Raw genomic sequence first — 15,941 nt, 5'->3', positions numbered from 1 at the left:
CAGCGGCTACAGGTTCAGCTCCATTGCAGCAGCGGCAAGCCACAGGCCGCCGGCTGGAACCCCTTCAGCGAACGCAGAATGGCATCGGCATGGGCGTACTTGGCGTCCGCCATCGCCGGATCGGGAATGGCGATCGCGGTCATCCCCGCCGCCTTCGCCGCAGTGACACCGAAGGGCGAATCCTCGAACACCAGGCAATCCTCGGGGGCGACGCCCAGGCGCCGCGCGGCGGTAAGGAAGATGTCCGGTGCCGGCTTGGCCGCGCCCACTTCCGGGTCGTCGGCGGTGACTATGGTGTCGAACAGCGCGAACCAGTCGCCGTGCAAGGTGGTTTTCTGGGCGAAAGACTGGCGCGAAGAACTGGTGCCCACGGCGATCGGCACGTTATTGGCCTTGAGGTGTTGCACCAGCTCCTGTGCGCCCGGCATCGCCAGCGCGCGGGGAAAACGCTCGCGCATCAGCGGCTCGCGAATCAGCAGGAACTCCTCCGGGGTGATCGGCAGATCCAGGGCTTCGACCACGTAGCGGGCCAGGTCCGCGGCGCCACGGCCGATGATGTTCTGCTTGACCGTCCAATCGAAGGTGCGACCGTAACGATCGGCGATCAGCTGGGTCACCTCGGTGTAGATGCCTTCGGTGTCCAGCAGCAAACCGTCCATATCGAAAATCACGGCCTTGATCGGGCCCACATCATTCAACTGTGCATTCATCGCATCTGATCCGTTAACAAAAAACATCCCGGGGAGCGGCTCAGGTACGGCCAGTTTTTTGCCCGATTAAAGGGTTCAGCAGCATAGCCGCGGCGGATGACGGGGAGCAACCTCGGGTCGGCTTGCAAGCAGACGAAAGCCCGGACAGGCCGGGCTCGATGGTCTCGACATCATGAATGAACAAAGCCCACTAGCGCCCCGCCCGTCCGCTACCGCCTCCCGGACCGCCGGTGCCGCCACCCGCGCTGCCGGTTCCGCCGCCGGCACCGCCGCCGCCCATGATGGAACCATTGACCCCGGTGGAACCCATGCCGCCGCCCTGGCTGGAAGAACCGCGCGGATTGTCGGCCCGGGAACGGCTGTCCGTGACACCTACACCATTCCCGCCCAGGGCCCCAGGTCGCAGCATGAGATCGTTGCCGGAGCCACCCTCGAAAGAGCGCCCGGAAGGATGGGTTGAAGCCCGTCCGTCAGCGGATTCTGCCAGGCTGGAGAAACAGAAAATCGATACCAGGGCGACCAGCACCAGGCTCAGCAGTTTTGCCCGGCTCACGACAAGCCTCCCGGGGCGGGGCGACGCTTGCCCCTGGCCGCCTTGCGCTGCGGCTCGGGTCGAGAAAGCTCCTGCTCGGCGTTGGCGTCCGGGAGGATCTGCTCGGGAGTCAGCGCATCCGTGGGGGACGGCAGCGGATATTCGGGCGTTTCATCCCGCTCGATATGTTTCGGATCATGCTTCATATGCACCTCACACCGGTCACGCCGACGTGCAGGAAGCAGACTTCACGGGTGTTTTTCCTCCGACTCGCCTGCCTCATCGTCATCGCTCAGTGGCACCAGGGCGTCATCCATCAGCGAGCCAGGGTCTTCATTGCCCGGATCGTTGACCAGGGGCACGCCCGAAGCATCTTCTTCTTTCTTGTCAGCCGTTTCCGGAGTCATGGCAAACCTCGTCGACACAGTGTGTCCATCATTGAATTCGAGGGGCTGGAGCAATATTCGTTCCCATAAAAAAGCCCGGTATGGGGCCGGGCTTTTTGCGCACTGCAGCAGAATCAATCGTGCTTGTGCTTGTGTTTATTCTTGTGCTTCCTGCCGCCGGAGTGATGGTCATCGTCACCCATGCTGCTGCCCAAGGCACCACCGGCCGCGCCACCCAGGCCTGCGCCGATGGTCGAGCCCGTTTTGCCGCCCAGCTTGTTGCCGATCACCGAACCGCCGGCCGAACCCAGGCCGCCACCGATGGCCGCTTCGGTCCGACTGCCTTTACGGGCACCGACCGCACTGCCGGCAGCGCCGCCAAGGCCAGCACCCACTGCCGCGCCTGTGCTGCCGCCAATCTGTTGTCCCACCACATTGCCCAGCGCGCCACCCAAACCGCCGCCGACCGCAGCAGTGCCATCACCGGCGGCCATCGCACCTTGAGCAGCCAGAAGCCCCAAAACCAGAGCAGGCAGTGTTAAACGCATGATGTAAACCTCAAAAAAGATGCTGGAGAATCATTCTATAGCGGTGTCTGACTAAAGCTGAGCGGCGACAGCAGAACGCTGTGATCCTTTTAGTCGAAGGGTTGGACCATTTTTGCGCAAAGAGTTTTCACCCAGGCAAAAAAAAGCCCGCTGGGGAGACGGGCTAATAGGATTTGCTTTAACGGATGAGTCGAGCCTACGCAGTCGTTTGTGAATAAATTGTGAAAACCCCGCTACCCTGTGCAACGAATAAGACGAAAGGTCCAACTTCATTCAAATCGACCGTGGCGGCCCATTGTTCAGGTAACAAAAACCCCGCCCGGAAGCGGGGTCGTTCGGTATGAAGGCTATCTTCTCTTAGGAAGCGCCGCTTTCGGGAAAAACTTTGTCTGGGTCACCCTGGGTAACGCACTGGTCCTGGTCTTGCCTACCGATGCCTTGATCGGTGGCTCGCTGTCAAACGCTGCCTGACCGCAGCGCACCAGGTTGTTGATTGGGAACTCATCCCCGTTGTCCTCGATATAAGGATCGCTCATCTCCCTGCTCCCTCCAACAACCGGTCAATACCGGCAAGCACCTGACTGCCTAGAAAATATCGACCGTCACGGCGCTTCAGACTAGACGGTCATTTACGGACTTGCAGTTCACAGGAAAAAAGACCGACGAATGGCCCAAGCCGGAGCTCTTCGTCCAAGAGAGCGAATCGTCGCCGAAAAAGGAGCTGATGGCCTGCATCAGCTCCTTTGCGACTGTGTTTCGCCTAGACCTTACGAGCGTAGTTGCTGGCCCCGAACCAGTCGACCACTACCACGGTTTCATCCCCCACTACCCAGGCGTCATGACCTTTAGGCAGGGAGGTGATATCGCCCGGTCCGGCGATGATTTCGGTGCCGTCATCCATCAGGATCGCCAGCCTGCCGGCCACGTGATACTGAAAGTGTGGTGCCTGGCAACTGGGGGTCTGCGCCAGCGGCCGGATATCGTTCGACCAGCGCCAGCCCGGTTTGAAAGTGAAGCGCCCCACTTCGCATTGACCGATCTTCAGGATCTCTGCCTTGCCATTGGAAAACTCGCGGGTCTCATCCGGTTCGGAGAAGGATTTATGCTCGGTGACCTGTTCGTGCGTGGACATGATCGTGCCCTCGATTGAGTAGCTGCAAAGCCTGCCGACGCCGGCAACATCGCCCCACGCCCGCAGACCGCCAGCATCGCCCCACTCGATGCGCATGACCATTCTAGACCTGAAAGCGTGGGGTACCCGGGACAAACGCTAAACGTAAGGCTGCCCATCGAAGCCCCGAGGCAGGCGCTGCAACCCGGCCATGGCCGTCAGCCGTTGGGTCCAGGCTGCACGCCAATCGCTTGCCGTGTGCACAGCCTTCGCCTTGCGCGCCGCTCGACGTGCCGCATTGCGCTGATTCTTGCGGGCTTCCTTGAACACCTCGGTATTGCGGCAACTGCGGCATTTGACCCGCGCCGGCTCGGTGCTGGACATGAGATTGGAACCCTTGTGGCCGCAGGCCAGATGCCCGGCGACCTTGAAGTGAATGACCATTGCGCGTCTCCTCGTAGCCAGTACCGGGCACAGAAAACCGCACGCTGGTGCCCGCCTGATATCGGCGGAAAACCTCACCTTCAAGGTGACCGGACCGCCAGGCTTCGCAGGGGTAACAAAGCCAAAGACCACTCAGGTATCCAGCGTGATCGATACCTCGCTGGAGCAGCCTTGGCTGTTGCGAACTCGTAATGATTTTGACCGCTGCGGGGAAACGGCGTTCAGCAAAGAAACCGCTCGCCAACGGCTGCGACAAGCAGGACCCGAAAAGCACAAAACCCCTGACTTCTCGAGGAAATCAGGGGTTTTGCGTCGATCGAATATGGCGGTTGAGGAGGGATTCGAACCCTCGATACAGTTTCCTGTATACACACTTTCCAGGCGTGCTCCTTAAGCCACTCGGACACCCAACCGTGTCTCGGCAAACCGATTCAGTCTGTCGAGGCGCGCTAATGTAGTCGAAAGCTTTTCTGATGGCAAAGGTTTTTTTCAGAATTTTCATGCGCTTAAGACATTTCTCTGGATTCCGGCACTTCGACGACATCAGCGTCATGGCAAACCGGCCAATCTCTGGCCTGACGGGCAGCTATATAGCAGAGCTGATACGCGCCCCAGGCGGCCGGCTACGCTTGTCAGGCCAGAAAGGGCTGACTCACCAGTCAGTCACAGCGCTTTACCTGACCTGTGACCGTGGGTAACGTCTGCCCCACTTCAATACAAGGAATTGCGTCATGAGTGAGTTGATTTCTTACCACCTCGAAGACGGTATCGCGACCCTGACCTTGAGCAACGGCAAGGTCAATGCCATTTCCCCGGACGTGATTGCCGCCTTCAATGCCGCGCTGGACCAGGCCATCACCGATCGCGCGGTGGTGATCATCACCGGGCAGCCCGGCATTCTGTCGGGTGGCTACGACCTGAAAGTGATGACCGCCGGCCCCAAGGAAGCCGTGAGCCTGGTGACTTCGGGTTCGACCCTGGCCCGCCGCCTGCTGTCGCACCCCTTCCCCGTCATCGTCGCCTGCCCTGGGCACGCCGTGGCCAAGGGCGCGTTCCTGCTGCTGTCGACGGATTACCGCATCGGCGTCGAAGGCCCGTTCAGCATCGGCCTGAACGAAGTGCAGATCGGCATGACCATGCACCACGCCGGCATCGAGCTGGCCCGTGACCGTCTAAGCAAATCCGCGCTGCACCGCTCGGTGATCAATGGCGAGATGTTCGACCCGCAAGGCGCGGTGGATGCCGGCTTCCTCGACAAGGTGGTGAGCGCCGAAGAGCTGCAAGGCGCCGCCCTGGCCGCCGCGCGCCAACTGAAGAAGATCAACATGACCGCCCACAAGAACACCAAGCTGAAAGTGCGCAAGGCGCTGCTGGAAACCCTGGACAACGCGATCATCCTCGATCAGGAACACCTGGGCTGAGGCCCGTTCCTGCCGCACACCAGCCCGACCTGCGCGTCGGGCTTTTTTATGCCCGAGCGCGAGAAAGACCGGCGCGATGCTCTAGCTCGCCGCTGAGCAAAGAGTCGGAAACATGCGCTTAAACATCGGCCATCTTCCCCTTCTATACAGGTAATTGCCGAAAACAGTGCACATCCGTACACTGCGCCACCTTTTGTCCCCGGTGGGCCTGTAGATGCTGTATCTGTTTCGTATGTTATTGATGGGCCTGCATTTTATTGCAGCGGGGATTCTCGGCGTGGTGCTGGGGCTGTGCCGTCCGTTCAACCCGGATAACAGCCGCCTGTGCGCGCGCCTGTATGCCTTGCCTGCCATGTGCATTTTGCGCCTGCGGGTCAAGGCCGAAGTCGGGCCGCTGATGGACAAGCCCAAGAGCTGCGTGATCATCGCCAACCATCAGTCCAACTACGACCTGTTCGTGTTCGGCAACGTGGTGCCCCAGCGCACCGTGTGCATCGGCAAAAAGAGCCTGAAATGGGTGCCGCTGTTCGGCCAGCTGTTCTGGCTGGCGGGCAACGTGCTGATCGACCGCGCCAACGCGCACAAGGCGCGTCGCTCGATGCTGACCACCACTCATACCCTGCAACACAAGGACACCTCGATCTGGGTGTTCCCGGAAGGTACCCGCAACCTCGGCGAAGACCTGCTGCCGTTCAAGAAAGGCGCCTTCCAGATGGCCATCGCCGCCGGCGTGCCGATCGTCCCGGTGTGCGCCAGCAGCTACATCCGCCACATGCGCCTCAACCGCTGGCACAGCGGCAGGATTCTGATCCGTTCGCTGCCGGCGATTCCCACCGCCGGGCTGAGCATGGACGACATGCCGAGGCTGATCGAGCAATGCCGCGAACAGATGCGCGAGTGCATCGAGTCGATGGACCGCCAGCTACAGACCGCCTGAAAACAGCCCGCCGCGTGCGGGCTTTTTTATTGCCGGCGAACTCCACCCACCAGGCTGACTCTGATCAGTCATGGGGCTAAGCTGCACGGAGTCTCACTCCTCATTTCGATAAGAAGAAGCGAACAGGAACCATGGGTAGAGTTGTTGCCGCCGCTGTCTACAGCGCAGGTAGAAAAGTCACTGATATCACCCTCGACGAAGGGGCAGCCTGGGCCGCCAAACCCGGGCACTTCGTCTGGATCGGCCTCGAAGAACCCAACGCCCAGGAACTGGCCAATCTGCAACGCCAGTTCAACCTGCACGAGCTGGCCATCGAGGACGCTCTGGAAAAACACAGCCGTCCGAAACTCGAAACCTTCGGCGACGCGCTGTTTATCGTCACCTACTCCCCCGTGCGCGAAAACGGCAAGCTGGAGTTCATCGAAACCCACATCTTTGCCGGCAACGGCTACATCATCACCGCCCGCAACGGCCATTCCAAATCCTATGCATTCGTCCGCCAACGCTGCGAAGCACGGCCGTTGCTGCTCGAGCATGGCGAAGACTTCGTGCTCTACGCGCTGCTGGATTTCGTCACCGAGAACTACCAGCCGGTCAGCGAAGCGATCCATGCCGAGATCGACGCGCTGGAGCACAGCGTGTTGTGCAGCTCGCTCAACGAGCGGGATATCCAGCACCTTCACAGCCTGCGCCGCGATGTGCTGCGCCTGCGCCGCTATGTGGCGCCCATGGTGGAGATCAGCGAAGAACTGCAGAAGCTCAGCTTCCCCTTTATCGACAAGAACATGCGCCCGTACTTTCGCGACGTGCAGATCCACGTCACCCGGCAGATGGAAGACCTGGCGACCCTGCGCGACATCGCCAGCCAGACCATCGAGATCGGCGTGCTGCTGGAGGCCTCGCGACAAAGCGTGGTGCAACGCAAGTTCGCCGCCTGGGCGGCGATCCTGGCGTTCCCGACCGCGGTGGCCGGGATCTACGGAATGAACTTCGACAACATGCCCGAGCTGAAGCTGCACTACGGCTACTTCGGCGTGCTGGCGTTCCTGGTACTGGGCTGTACCGGGTTGTGGGCGAGCTTCAAGCGCTCGGGATGGCTCTGACAGCGGAGCCAGGCAGGACGCTCCTACAAGGGCCTTGAGGCCTTTGTAGAAGCGAGCCGGCTGGCGATGCCTATGGATTCAAACCGATCCGGCCTGCGGCTTGTGCGCCACAAAACGCATCATCCACTCGGCAACGGTGCTGCCGTGATGATCCCGGTCCAGGCTGGCGATGCCCTTTTGATAGACCTGCTCGCCCAGGTGCTGCTGGCGCAGGTCCAGCAAGGCCCGCGAATAGTCGTGGATGAACTCCGGGTGGCCCTGGAAGCACAGCACCTGGTCATTGATGTGATAGGCCGCGAACGGGCAGAAATCGCTGGAAGCGATGACCGTGGCGTTTTCCGGTAAGGCCGTCACCTGGTCCTGGTGGCTGATCAGCAGTGTCAGCTCTTCCACCACCGGGCTCATCCACGGCGCCTTGGCCGCCAGCTTGTAGTTGTGGGTGCCCACGCCCCAGCCCTGGGTCGCGCGTTCGCTCTTGCCGCCCAGCAGCAACGCCAGCAACTGATGGCCAAAACAGACGCCCAGCAGTTTGTCGCCGCGCTTATAACGCTCCAGCAGGTAAGTCTTGAGAGTTTGAATCCAGGGATCGGTACCGAAGGAGTCGGCCTTGCTCCCCGTGACCAGGTAAGCGTCGAAGCTTTGGTCGTCGCTCGGGTAGTGGCCTTGCATCACGTTGTAGACGGTAAATTCGGCAGCGATCGGCTGCTGTGAAAACAGGCGCTGAAACATCTGTCCGTAACCCTGATATTGATCGACCAATTCTGGACGCAGGATGTCGGTTTCCAGAATGCAGATGCGTAGCGACATAAAAAATACCTGACACGTGATGGGAATAATGAACACCCCAGAGCCTGCCTTGAAACGCCCGATCAAGGCAAGCCCCGCGATGCATCACTTTAATCCCTTCAGCCTCAGAACAACTGGCCCTTGGCGGCCTTCTCCAACAGCAGCGCCGGCGGCGCGAAACGCTCGCCATATTGCTCGGCCAGGTACTGGGCACGGGCGATAAAGTCCTTCAGGCCGTACTGGTTGATGAACTGCAAGGCCCCGCCGGTCCAGGCCGCGAAGCCGATACCGAAGATCGAGCCGATATTGGCATCGGCCGTCGAACGCAACACGCCCTCCTCCACACAACGCACGGTTTCGATGGCCTGCACGAACAACAGCCGATCGCGCACGTCCTGCGGCGAAATCTGCCCATCGGCTTTCTCGAAGCGGGTTTTCAGCTGCGGCCACAAGTGCTTCTGCCCCCCGGCCGGGTAGTCGTAGAAACCGCCACCCGCCGCCTTGCCTGGGCGCTTGTATTCATTGAGCAGCAGGTCGATCACGGCAAAGGCCGGATGCTCCAGCAGCGGCTTGCCCTCGGCCTGCAGATCCTTGGCGGTCTGTTGGCGGATATGGCTCAGCAGGCTCAGGGAAACCTCGTCGCAGATCGCCAGCGGGCCGATCGGCATCCCCGCCTTGCGTGCCTCGGTCTCGATCATCGGCGCGGCCACGCCCTCGCCGAGCATGGCGATGCCTTCGTTGGTGAAGGTGCCGAACACCCGCGAAGTGAAAAAGCCGCGGCTGTCGTTGACCACGATCGGGGTCTTCTTGATCTGCTGGACGAAGTCGAAACCGCGCGCCAGGGTTTCGTCGCTGGTCTGCTCGCCCCTGATGATTTCCACCAGGGGCATTTTTTCCACCGGGCTGAAGAAATGCAGGCCGATGAACTTGCCTTGATCAGGCACCGCCTTGGCCAGGCCGCTGATCGGCAGAGTGGAGGTGTTGGACGCGATCACCGCCTGCGCCCCCACCACCTGCTGCGCCACCGCCGAGACCCTGGCCTTGAGCTCGCGATCCTCGAACACCGCCTCGATGATCAGGTCGCAACCGGCCAGGTCGTTGTCCTGCTCGGTGGTGCGGATTCGCGCCAGCGTGGCGTCACGCTGCTCGGCGCTCAAATGGCCACGGGCGACCTTCTTCTCCAGCAGCGCCGCCGAATGGGCCTTGCCCTTCTCGGCCGCCGCCAGGTTGATGTCCTTGAGCACCACTTCAATGCCAGCCACGGCGCTGACGTAAGCGATCCCGGCCCCCATCATCCCGGCACCGAGCACCCCGACCTTCCTGGTCACATAGGGCGCAAAGCCTTGGGGACGGGAGCCACCGGCATTGATCTCGTTGAGCTGGAACCAGAAGGTGCCGATCATGTTTTTCGCCACCTGGCCGGTGGTCAGCTCGGTGAAATAGCGGGCTTCGATCAACTGCGCGGTATCGAAATCGACCTGGGCGCCCTCCACTGCCGCACAGAGGATCTTCTCCGGCGCCGGCAGGCAACCCTGGGTCTTGCTGCGCAGGATCGACGGTGCGATGGCCAGCATCTGCGCGACTTTCGGGTGCGACGGCGTGCCCCCGGGAATCTGGTAGCCGGCCACGTCCCAGCGCTGCTTGACCGCCGGGTTGGCGACAATCCACGCCCTGGCCTTGGCCAGCAGGTCGTCGCGGTCGCTGGCCAGTTGGTCGATCAGGCCCGCTTGCAGCGCCTGCTGCGGTCGAACCTTCTTGCCCTCCAGCAGATACGGCAGGGCTTTTTCCAACCCCAGCAAACGCACCATGCGCACCACCCCGCCGCCACCCGGCAGCAGGCCGAGGGTCACTTCCGGCAGGCCGATCTGTAGCGATGGGTCGTCCAGCGCCACCCGGTGATGGCAGGCCAGGCAGATCTCCCAGCCACCGCCCAGGGCCGCGCCGTTGATCGCCGCTACCACGGGCTTGCCCAGGGTCTCCAGGGCCCGCAGCTGGCCCTTGAGGGTCAGCACCATGTCATAGAAAGCCTGGGCTTCGGTCTTGCCGACCTTGATCAACTCATTGAGGTCGCCGCCGGCGAAGAAAGTCTTTTTCGCCGAAGTGACGATCACCCCGGCAATCGATTCCTGCTCGGCTTGCAGGCGGGCCACGCAGGCGGCCATGGCCTCGCGGTACACCGCGTTCATGGTGTTGGCGCTCTGGCCCGGCATGTCGATGGTCAGAACGACGATCTGGTCCTGGCCCTTTTCGTAACGGATAGCTTCGGTCATGAAAGTGTTTCCTTGAAGTCAGGGCTCAGAGGCGTTCGATGATGGTGGCGATACCCATGCCGCCGCCGACGCAGAGGGTCGCCAGGCCGTAACGCTGGCGCCGCGCTTCCAGCTCGTCGAGCAGGGTGCCGAGAATCGCGCAGCCGGTGGCGCCCAGCGGGTGGCCCATGGCGATGGAGCCGCCATTGACGTTGACCCTGTCCGGGTCGATGGCCATGTCCTTGATGAACTTCAGCACTACCGAGGCGAACGCCTCGTTGACCTCGAACAGGTCGATATCCTCGACCCGCAGCCCGGCCTTGGCCAGTGCCTTGCGCGTGGCCGGCGCCGGCCCGGTGAGCATGATGGTCGGATCGGTGCTGGTGACCGCCGTGGCGACGATCCGCGCCCGTGGCTTGAGGCCCAGCGCCTGGCCCTTGGCTTCGGAGCCTATAAGCATCAGCGCCGCGCCATCGACGATGCCCGAACTGTTGCCTGGGGTGTGCACGTGGTGGATGCGCTCGACATGGCTGTAGACCCGCAAGGCGGTGGCGTCGAAGCCCATCTGGCCGATCATCTCGAAGCTGGGCTTGAGTTTGCCCAGGCCCTCGAGGGTGGAATCGGCGCGAATGAATTCATCGTGATCCAGCAGGACGATGCCGTTCTGGTCCTGCACCGGCACCAGGGACTTGTTGAAAGCCCCCGCCGCCCTGGCCCGCGCGGCCTTTTGCTGGGACTGCAGGGCAAAGGTATCGACATCCTCGCGGCTGAAACCTTCCAGGGTGGCGATCAGGTCCGCGCCTATGCCTTGCGGGGTGAAATGGCTGTGCATGTTGGTTTGCGGGTCGAGCACCCAGGCGCCGCCGTCGCTGCCCATAGGCACCCGCGACATCGACTCGACGCCGCCGACCACCACCAGGTCCTCGAAGCCGGAGCGCACTTTCATCGCGCCCAGGTTCACCGCCTCGAGGCCCGAGGCGCAAAAGCGGTTGATTTGCACCCCAGCCACGCTAACGTCCCAGTCGGCGACCAGCGCCGCGGTCTTGGCGATGTCGGCCCCTTGGTCGCCGATCGGTGTCACACAACCAAGCACGATGTCGTCGACCTGGCTGGTGTCGAGTCCGGTGCGCCGCTGCAGGGCATCGAGCAGCCCGGCCAGCAGGTTCACCGGCTTGACGCTGTACAGGGCGCCGTCGGCCTTGCCTTTGCCACGGGGGGTGCGTAATGCATCGAATATCAAAGCCTGGGTCATGACGTCCTCGAACCGCTGTGCAGATGAATGATGACAGGGCTCCCACTCTTGGCCCCGAGGACCCCGGATTCAATGACCGATGCGCTCACTGACCTTGACGGTCACGCTCAGACGAACGGTAGTGAGCTAATGGATTCCGCCCGCCGCATAACGGAACTGTCTAGACAAAGGGCGGGCAAGAAGATGGCAATAGGCCTCATGCGTTTTTTAAAGCATCTGCCTATTAGCTGATATGAAATGGATCTAAGCCAAGGGTTACAAGGCCCCTAAGGTAGGACTGTAGGCAGTGAATCGTTGCAGCCGGGTCTTGCCGGTGCACGTGCAAGAAAAGGGACACATCGCCTGGCCATAGTGAAGCGGCAGGCATGCAATTGATGTTCAGGAATAACAACAAAAGGCATTCAGCCATGTTCAAGCATTCGAAAGTCCGTCAAGCGGGGCTCATTCTGTTCGCAACCACCTTGCTTCTGATCCTGCCGAACCTCACCAAAGTGATCGGCTAGAGGCGTGGCCATCCCGTCACGCAATCGAATCTTTGTGCTCCGGTTCGCTACCGGGGCCGGCACTTGTGTGCCACTCTTTCTGACGCCGCGGCCACGCTGAATCAGGGCGTCGTCGCGCTTATCAGAAAACTGGAGACAGGCCCTACGCGGTGCTCTCCACCCCAGCGACGGAACAGCGATCAAGTGAAATCTCTTATCCTTCTATGCAGCGCCCTGCTGCTCGCCACGCCCGTGCATGCCGCGCAGCTGACCCTGGAACTGGGGGCCGGCAGCCGTACCTGGCAGACCGATGAACTGCTCAAGCACCCTCTGGCCCGGACCGTCACCGTCAAGGATGACGTGTCGTACAAACGCGACATGAGTTACCGCGCGGTGCCGATCTCGGCCCTGCTCACCGGCGTCAAGGCCGATGACCATCTGCAGGCCGTCGCCCTGGACGGCTTTGCCGCCGAACTGCCCGCCGCGCCCCTGCTCAACCAGGATGGCGCCCAGGCCTGGCTGGCCATCGAAGACCCGGCCAAGCCCTGGCCGCCCCTGGCTGAAGGCAAGCACAGCGCCGGGCCTTTCTACCTGGTGTGGACCAACCCGCAGGCCGGTCATATCAGCCCCGAGCAATGGCCGTTCGAAGTGGCGAGCATCAAGCGCCTGGCGCCAGTGGCGGAACGTTTCCCGACCCTGCGCCCGGCCCCCACGCTGGCGGCCGGCGACCCGGTGAACCAGGGCTTCGCCCTGTTCCAGAAGAACTGCCTGGCTTGTCATCGCCTCAACGGTGCCGGCGACTCGCAGTTCGGCCCGGACCTGAATATCCCCTACAGCCCCACCGAGTATTTCGGCGCGGACTTCCTCAAGCGCTATATCCGCGACCCACAGAGCCTGCGCCGCTGGCCACAGGCGAAGATGCCGGCCTTCGCAAGCAGCGTATTGCCGGATGCCGAGCTGGAGTTGCTGGTGGGGTATCTGAAGCATATGGCGGGGCGTAAACAGGCGGCGCAATAAAGCTGGCCTTGCGAGGTTGTTCTCCAGGATGCCATCGCGGGCAAGCCTCACGCCTATCGTCGAGCGCACTCCCCGGCAAGCGCTCCATTGCCACGCCATGCAATGGCTATCGACGGCATAGCCAGACTCGATTTCACCGCCTGGGCAAAACTGCGCAGAATTCGCTGCAACAGCGCAGATGACTTCAGCGCCACCAGGGTGCGCAGTCGACGCTCCCCCTTCATGGCGCCAATGGCAGCCGGGGCCGGAATGTCCCGACCGGTTTCCTCTCCTACCGGTCTTCCCTTTTGGCCACCCTCAGCAGGTGGCCTTTTTTTTGCCCGCTCCTACAGATCCCAGGGACAGAAACGAAATCGGCCGACCCGAAGGTCAGCCGATGCTGAGTCTTGACGCTATTCATATGCACTAAACGAGTCGCCCTCGAACCTCCTGCTTCACGCCCCAACCCTCGATGATCCCGCCCAGGGGCGCGACCACCGCTTCAAAGTCCTGCTCGAAATCGCCGATGCCGCCGTAGGTGGCGTACATCACCTTGCTCAGCTCCAGGTACCAGGCGCCGTCATCGCGCACGCTGACCTGGGCATTCAAGGATTCACCGCGGAACTGCCCTGCCGCCCTGCGTGCCCGCTCCTCGTCCGGGAAAATGGCGTAGAACTCGATGGGGTGGAATCGTGAAAAGTCGAAACCGCCTTCTTTCATGCGGCGCAGCACGCTGCTGCTGATGTCTTCTTGATAGGCTGTGCTCATGAAACGTCCTCCTCAAACCGATGGATAGACTTTCCGTACTCCCTTGCCTGTCACCGCACGGTGCAGGCTTGCGGCGAGAAGATCGCCGCCAGGAAACAAGCATGTAGCTGACAAGACCAGACCTTAGCGATTCATTCGCTGATCTCGGATGCAGAGTAGCGCCAAGACACAGACGCTGCCAAGGTCTGGGTTCAAGCTCGGTAGGGCTTTGCGCATTAAAGATTAAATCGGCGTAATGTTGAGGATTTGAATGCTGTTCTGATCTTTCAGGCTCTTGACCGTAGGGTCATCGGTACGCCCTTCCAGATCGTTGAGGTCAAGCTCGGCCGGAACCGGCAGGAGCTTTGCGCGAATCAATTGTGCCGCCTCCTCCATACTGGGCTGCTGCTCACAGTCGAATTGCTCCACTGACTGGACACCATGATCGTCAACGAAAGTGACTTGCCACTTTTGCATCAGTGCCTCCTTGATGAAGCCCATGGATGGACTCACAAGATGTCGACCCTGAAGAGCCAATAATCGTTCAAACCAAGGGTCCGGCGGCGCCATTAAAAAAGGCCGCCCTGGGGCAGCCTTTTTTGGCAACGATCGGCGCTTACGGCTTCTCGGCGCGCGCCCTCAATGCCTTGAGGGTGTTGAACGGTGCATCCACGACAAACTTGTTGGCCAGCCAGGATGGCACGCTGCCGCCCGGCTCGGTGTGCACCTGGTAGGTCACTTCGACCTGGTCCGCGCCCTTGGGCACGAATTTCCAGAAACCTTCGACCTGGGCGACACGCACGAAACCTTTCTCGTCGGGAACATAGGTCGGTACGCCTTCGAGCTTGCGGGTCAGGCTGCCGTCGGCCGCTTCGCTGGTGGTGACGTGCAGCACCGAATCACGCGGGGCAACCGGCCACGGGGTATTGAACTGGGTGTAGGTCCAGCTCTGATCACCTTCGTGCTTGAGCAGTTTTTGCGACTTGCATTCGTGAATCCAGGCGCAAGCGCCCGTGACATCGTCCTGCAGCGCGCGCAGCTTGGCCACGCTGGTTTTCATGGTGGTCATGCCCCGGTAGGCCTTGTATTTGGAACCAGCCACTTCACTCAAGGAGACCTTGATGCCGTCTTCATCCTTGGCCGTTTGCCAATCTTCGGCGTGGGCGGTTGCCGAGAGCAGAACGGTCAACCCACAGAGCACAGCAATTCGATGCAGCGAACCCATTGTCTTATTCCTTATTGTTGAAGTTCCGTTCATTGAAACACTTCACGCCGCCGTCACTTGCTCCCACCAGCCCAACAAGCGAATAGCCTCTTCCCGGCTGCTGCCGCAGACTTCGACATCGGCCTGGAACGCACCACAGACGGCGGGCCGTTCGGGTTGGCCGAACAAACCGCACAGCAGTTCGGCAGAAAGATGGATGCAACGTTCTCCGGCCGGTTTGCCATTGGGCATTCCGGGAATCGGGGTACTGATGGAAGGGGCAATGCAACAGGCGCCACAGCCTTCACGGCAGTTCATGACGACAAGCTCCTCGCGACGGGCAAAGTATTGAAATGACGCGGACTAGAGTAACCGCTAAAACAGCCGTTTGAAATTGGCCGCCCGCTGGTTTTTACTCTCAGGCTCGCGTGACTGACCAGTCTCCGACAAAGCGTCAGGGTCGCGGGTCACAGTCAGGATGAGGGTTTACTGCTTGAACTCGAAATCCAGCGCCGCACCTTCCACGTCGCGCCGCTCGTCGTTGCGCAGCTGCAACTGCATTTCGTTGCTCAGCAGGCGGCCGTTGAGCTGGAACGGACTGTCGTCCTTGGGTTTCTCGCCGAACATTGGCGGCAGCAACGGAGTGCGCTTGGGTTGGTTGACCGAACCGATCGGCTGCAATTGCTTGACCATTTCCGGTGGCAGGCTCAGATCCACATTGGCCGAAGGCAAAGGCGTCTTCACGATCTCACTGGCAGCCTTGGACTTGGAGGCGATCGGCGCACGCCTTTTCTGGGCCTTGGCCTTGGGTTTGACCTTGCTGGCCGCTGCCGCCTTCTTTACCGGCGCGGCTTTCTTGGCTGCTGCGGTTTTCTGCGATTTATTCGCGGTGGCGCTTGCCGCGATCTTTTCCTGGGCTGGAGCCGCCAGGACGCTGGCCGTGCCGAAAGCACTCAAGACACTGACCAAGACCCAGGCAACAGGAAAAATCGCTTTCATAGAGAGACAACAGGATTGGCGGCGAAGAGCCATA

The 15,941-nt window shown here is 61.2% G+C and carries 20 protein-coding genes and 1 tRNA gene; 4 read left to right on the top strand and 17 right to left on the bottom strand.

Annotated elements, in window-relative coordinates:
* Positions 1-14 precede the first annotated feature (14 nt).
* The 9 genes from H0I86_RS09155 to H0I86_RS09115 form a co-directional block, all read right to left on the bottom strand.
* Positions 15-710, bottom strand: coding sequence for an HAD-IA family hydrolase (locus H0I86_RS09155; protein ID WP_180924773.1), 696 nt, complete (start codon positions 708-710; stop codon positions 15-17).
* A gap of 190 nt (positions 711-900) precedes the next feature.
* Positions 901-1,263, bottom strand: coding sequence for a hypothetical protein (locus H0I86_RS09150; protein ID WP_180924772.1), 363 nt, complete (start codon positions 1,261-1,263; stop codon positions 901-903).
* A complete protein-coding gene (locus tag H0I86_RS09145; protein ID WP_180924771.1) occupies positions 1,260-1,448 on the bottom strand; it encodes a hypothetical protein in 189 nt (62 codons plus the stop codon). Before H0I86_RS09145 ends, H0I86_RS09150 begins: the two co-directional genes overlap by 4 nt.
* A 42-nt stretch (positions 1,449-1,490) precedes the next feature.
* A complete protein-coding gene (locus H0I86_RS09140; protein WP_180924770.1) occupies positions 1,491-1,649 on the bottom strand; it encodes a hypothetical protein in 159 nt (52 codons plus the stop codon).
* Between the two features lie 113 nt (positions 1,650-1,762).
* The gene (locus H0I86_RS09135) at positions 1,763-2,176 is read right to left on the bottom strand and encodes a hypothetical protein (protein WP_124319978.1); all 414 of its coding nucleotides are present in this window, start codon (positions 2,174-2,176) and stop codon (positions 1,763-1,765) included.
* A gap of 347 nt (positions 2,177-2,523) precedes the next feature.
* Positions 2,524-2,712: a hypothetical protein gene (locus tag H0I86_RS09130; protein WP_038580788.1), complete on the bottom strand. Its 189-nt coding sequence runs from the start codon at positions 2,710-2,712 to the stop codon at positions 2,524-2,526.
* Positions 2,713-2,936: 224 nt separating this feature from the next.
* The gene (locus H0I86_RS09125) at positions 2,937-3,404 is read right to left on the bottom strand and encodes a cupin domain-containing protein (RefSeq protein WP_232006531.1); all 468 of its coding nucleotides are present in this window, start codon (positions 3,402-3,404) and stop codon (positions 2,937-2,939) included.
* Between the two features lie 42 nt (positions 3,405-3,446).
* Entirely contained in the window at positions 3,447-3,731 is a 285-nt protein-coding gene (locus tag H0I86_RS09120) for a hypothetical protein (RefSeq protein ID WP_180924769.1), read from the bottom strand.
* A gap of 323 nt (positions 3,732-4,054) precedes the next feature.
* Positions 4,055-4,144 (bottom strand) — tRNA-Ser (locus tag H0I86_RS09115).
* Between the two features lie 318 nt (positions 4,145-4,462).
* Here H0I86_RS09115 and H0I86_RS09110 point away from each other — a divergent pair.
* From H0I86_RS09110 to H0I86_RS09100, 3 genes are all read left to right on the top strand, one after another.
* Complete coding sequence (locus H0I86_RS09110) at positions 4,463-5,152, top strand: crotonase/enoyl-CoA hydratase family protein (protein ID WP_180924768.1); 690 nt, start codon at positions 4,463-4,465, stop codon at positions 5,150-5,152.
* 214 nt (positions 5,153-5,366) lie between these two features.
* Positions 5,367-6,089, top strand: a complete 723-nt coding sequence (locus H0I86_RS09105; RefSeq protein WP_180924767.1) for a 1-acylglycerol-3-phosphate O-acyltransferase — start codon at positions 5,367-5,369, stop codon at positions 6,087-6,089.
* Positions 6,090-6,220: 131 nt separating this feature from the next.
* On the top strand, positions 6,221-7,192 hold the full coding sequence (locus H0I86_RS09100) for a magnesium and cobalt transport protein CorA (RefSeq protein WP_124319972.1): 972 nt from the start codon (positions 6,221-6,223) through the stop codon (positions 7,190-7,192).
* 78 nt (positions 7,193-7,270) lie between these two features.
* Here the strand turns inward: H0I86_RS09100 and H0I86_RS09095 are convergent, their stop codons facing one another.
* The 3 genes from H0I86_RS09095 to H0I86_RS09085 all read right to left on the bottom strand — a co-directional run bounded on the left by H0I86_RS09095 (position 7,271) and on the right by H0I86_RS09085 (position 11,479).
* Positions 7,271-7,999: an amidotransferase gene (locus tag H0I86_RS09095; RefSeq protein WP_180924766.1), complete on the bottom strand. Its 729-nt coding sequence runs from the start codon at positions 7,997-7,999 to the stop codon at positions 7,271-7,273.
* Between the two features lie 104 nt (positions 8,000-8,103).
* On the bottom strand, positions 8,104-10,248 hold the full coding sequence (locus tag H0I86_RS09090; RefSeq protein ID WP_180924765.1) for a 3-hydroxyacyl-CoA dehydrogenase NAD-binding domain-containing protein: 2,145 nt from the start codon (positions 10,246-10,248) through the stop codon (positions 8,104-8,106).
* Positions 10,249-10,273: 25 nt separating this feature from the next.
* Positions 10,274-11,479, bottom strand: a complete 1,206-nt coding sequence (locus H0I86_RS09085; RefSeq protein ID WP_180924764.1) for an acetyl-CoA C-acetyltransferase — start codon at positions 11,477-11,479, stop codon at positions 10,274-10,276.
* A 686-nt stretch (positions 11,480-12,165) separates the two neighbouring features.
* On the opposite strand from H0I86_RS09085, the gene H0I86_RS09080 reads away from it, so the two are divergent.
* Positions 12,166-12,978: a c-type cytochrome gene (locus H0I86_RS09080; RefSeq protein ID WP_180924763.1), complete on the top strand. Its 813-nt coding sequence runs from the start codon at positions 12,166-12,168 to the stop codon at positions 12,976-12,978.
* Positions 12,979-13,383: 405 nt separating this feature from the next.
* Here the strand turns inward: H0I86_RS09080 and H0I86_RS09075 are convergent, their stop codons facing one another.
* From H0I86_RS09075 to H0I86_RS09055, 5 genes are all read right to left on the bottom strand, one after another.
* Positions 13,384-13,725 carry a ribonuclease E inhibitor RraB gene (locus tag H0I86_RS09075; RefSeq protein ID WP_009042886.1) on the bottom strand — a complete coding sequence of 114 codons (342 nt, stop codon included), beginning with the start codon at positions 13,723-13,725 and terminating at the stop codon, positions 13,384-13,386.
* Positions 13,726-13,947: 222 nt separating this feature from the next.
* A complete protein-coding gene (locus H0I86_RS09070; RefSeq protein ID WP_180924762.1) occupies positions 13,948-14,205 on the bottom strand; it encodes a hypothetical protein in 258 nt (85 codons plus the stop codon).
* A gap of 115 nt (positions 14,206-14,320) precedes the next feature.
* Positions 14,321-14,929, bottom strand: a complete 609-nt coding sequence (locus H0I86_RS09065; protein WP_180924761.1) for an START domain-containing protein — start codon at positions 14,927-14,929, stop codon at positions 14,321-14,323.
* A gap of 42 nt (positions 14,930-14,971) precedes the next feature.
* Positions 14,972-15,226 (bottom strand): YkgJ family cysteine cluster protein, encoded by a 255-nt coding sequence (locus H0I86_RS09060; RefSeq protein WP_180924760.1) that lies wholly within the window; start codon positions 15,224-15,226, stop codon positions 14,972-14,974.
* 168 nt (positions 15,227-15,394) lie between these two features.
* A complete protein-coding gene (locus H0I86_RS09055) occupies positions 15,395-15,907 on the bottom strand; it encodes a translation initiation factor 2 (RefSeq protein ID WP_180924759.1) in 513 nt (170 codons plus the stop codon).
* Positions 15,908-15,941: the final 34 nt, after the last annotated feature.

The organism is Pseudomonas chlororaphis subsp. aurantiaca, from assembly GCF_013466605.1.
Lineage (GTDB): Bacteria > Pseudomonadota > Gammaproteobacteria > Pseudomonadales > Pseudomonadaceae > Aquipseudomonas > Aquipseudomonas chlororaphis_I.
Note: the sequence above shows the minus strand (reverse complement) of the source record. Positions and strands in the feature narration are given on the sequence as shown.

What these genes read in the sequence shown, in the direction of transcription:
- H0I86_RS09155 (WP_180924773.1), bottom strand. Translation starts at nt 710, where the DNA reads ATGAATGCACAGTTGAATGATGTGGGCCCGATCAAGGCCGTGATTTTC.
- H0I86_RS09145 (WP_180924771.1), bottom strand. Translation starts at nt 1,448, where the DNA reads ATGAAGCATGATCCGAAACATATCGAGCGGGATGAAACGCCCGAATAT.
- H0I86_RS09140 (WP_180924770.1), bottom strand. Translation starts at nt 1,649, where the DNA reads ATGACTCCGGAAACGGCTGACAAGAAAGAAGAAGATGCTTCGGGCGTG.
- H0I86_RS09135 (WP_124319978.1), bottom strand. Translation starts at nt 2,176, where the DNA reads ATGCGTTTAACACTGCCTGCTCTGGTTTTGGGGCTTCTGGCTGCTCAA.
- H0I86_RS09130 (WP_038580788.1), bottom strand. Translation starts at nt 2,712, where the DNA reads ATGAGCGATCCTTATATCGAGGACAACGGGGATGAGTTCCCAATCAAC.
- H0I86_RS09125 (WP_232006531.1), bottom strand. Translation starts at nt 3,404, where the DNA reads ATGCGCATCGAGTGGGGCGATGCTGGCGGTCTGCGGGCGTGGGGCGAT.
- H0I86_RS09120 (WP_180924769.1), bottom strand. Translation starts at nt 3,731, where the DNA reads ATGGTCATTCACTTCAAGGTCGCCGGGCATCTGGCCTGCGGCCACAAG.
- H0I86_RS09110 (WP_180924768.1), top strand. Translation starts at nt 4,463, where the DNA reads ATGAGTGAGTTGATTTCTTACCACCTCGAAGACGGTATCGCGACCCTG.
- H0I86_RS09105 (WP_180924767.1), top strand. Translation starts at nt 5,367, where the DNA reads ATGCTGTATCTGTTTCGTATGTTATTGATGGGCCTGCATTTTATTGCA.
- H0I86_RS09100 (WP_124319972.1), top strand. Translation starts at nt 6,221, where the DNA reads ATGGGTAGAGTTGTTGCCGCCGCTGTCTACAGCGCAGGTAGAAAAGTC.
- H0I86_RS09095 (WP_180924766.1), bottom strand. Translation starts at nt 7,999, where the DNA reads ATGTCGCTACGCATCTGCATTCTGGAAACCGACATCCTGCGTCCAGAA.
- H0I86_RS09090 (WP_180924765.1), bottom strand. Translation starts at nt 10,248, where the DNA reads ATGACCGAAGCTATCCGTTACGAAAAGGGCCAGGACCAGATCGTCGTT.
- H0I86_RS09085 (WP_180924764.1), bottom strand. Translation starts at nt 11,479, where the DNA reads ATGACCCAGGCTTTGATATTCGATGCATTACGCACCCCCCGTGGCAAA.
- H0I86_RS09075 (WP_009042886.1), bottom strand. Translation starts at nt 13,725, where the DNA reads ATGAGCACAGCCTATCAAGAAGACATCAGCAGCAGCGTGCTGCGCCGC.
- H0I86_RS09070 (WP_180924762.1), bottom strand. Translation starts at nt 14,205, where the DNA reads ATGGGCTTCATCAAGGAGGCACTGATGCAAAAGTGGCAAGTCACTTTC.
- H0I86_RS09065 (WP_180924761.1), bottom strand. Translation starts at nt 14,929, where the DNA reads ATGGGTTCGCTGCATCGAATTGCTGTGCTCTGTGGGTTGACCGTTCTG.
- H0I86_RS09060 (WP_180924760.1), bottom strand. Translation starts at nt 15,226, where the DNA reads ATGAACTGCCGTGAAGGCTGTGGCGCCTGTTGCATTGCCCCTTCCATC.
- H0I86_RS09055 (WP_180924759.1), bottom strand. Translation starts at nt 15,907, where the DNA reads ATGAAAGCGATTTTTCCTGTTGCCTGGGTCTTGGTCAGTGTCTTGAGT.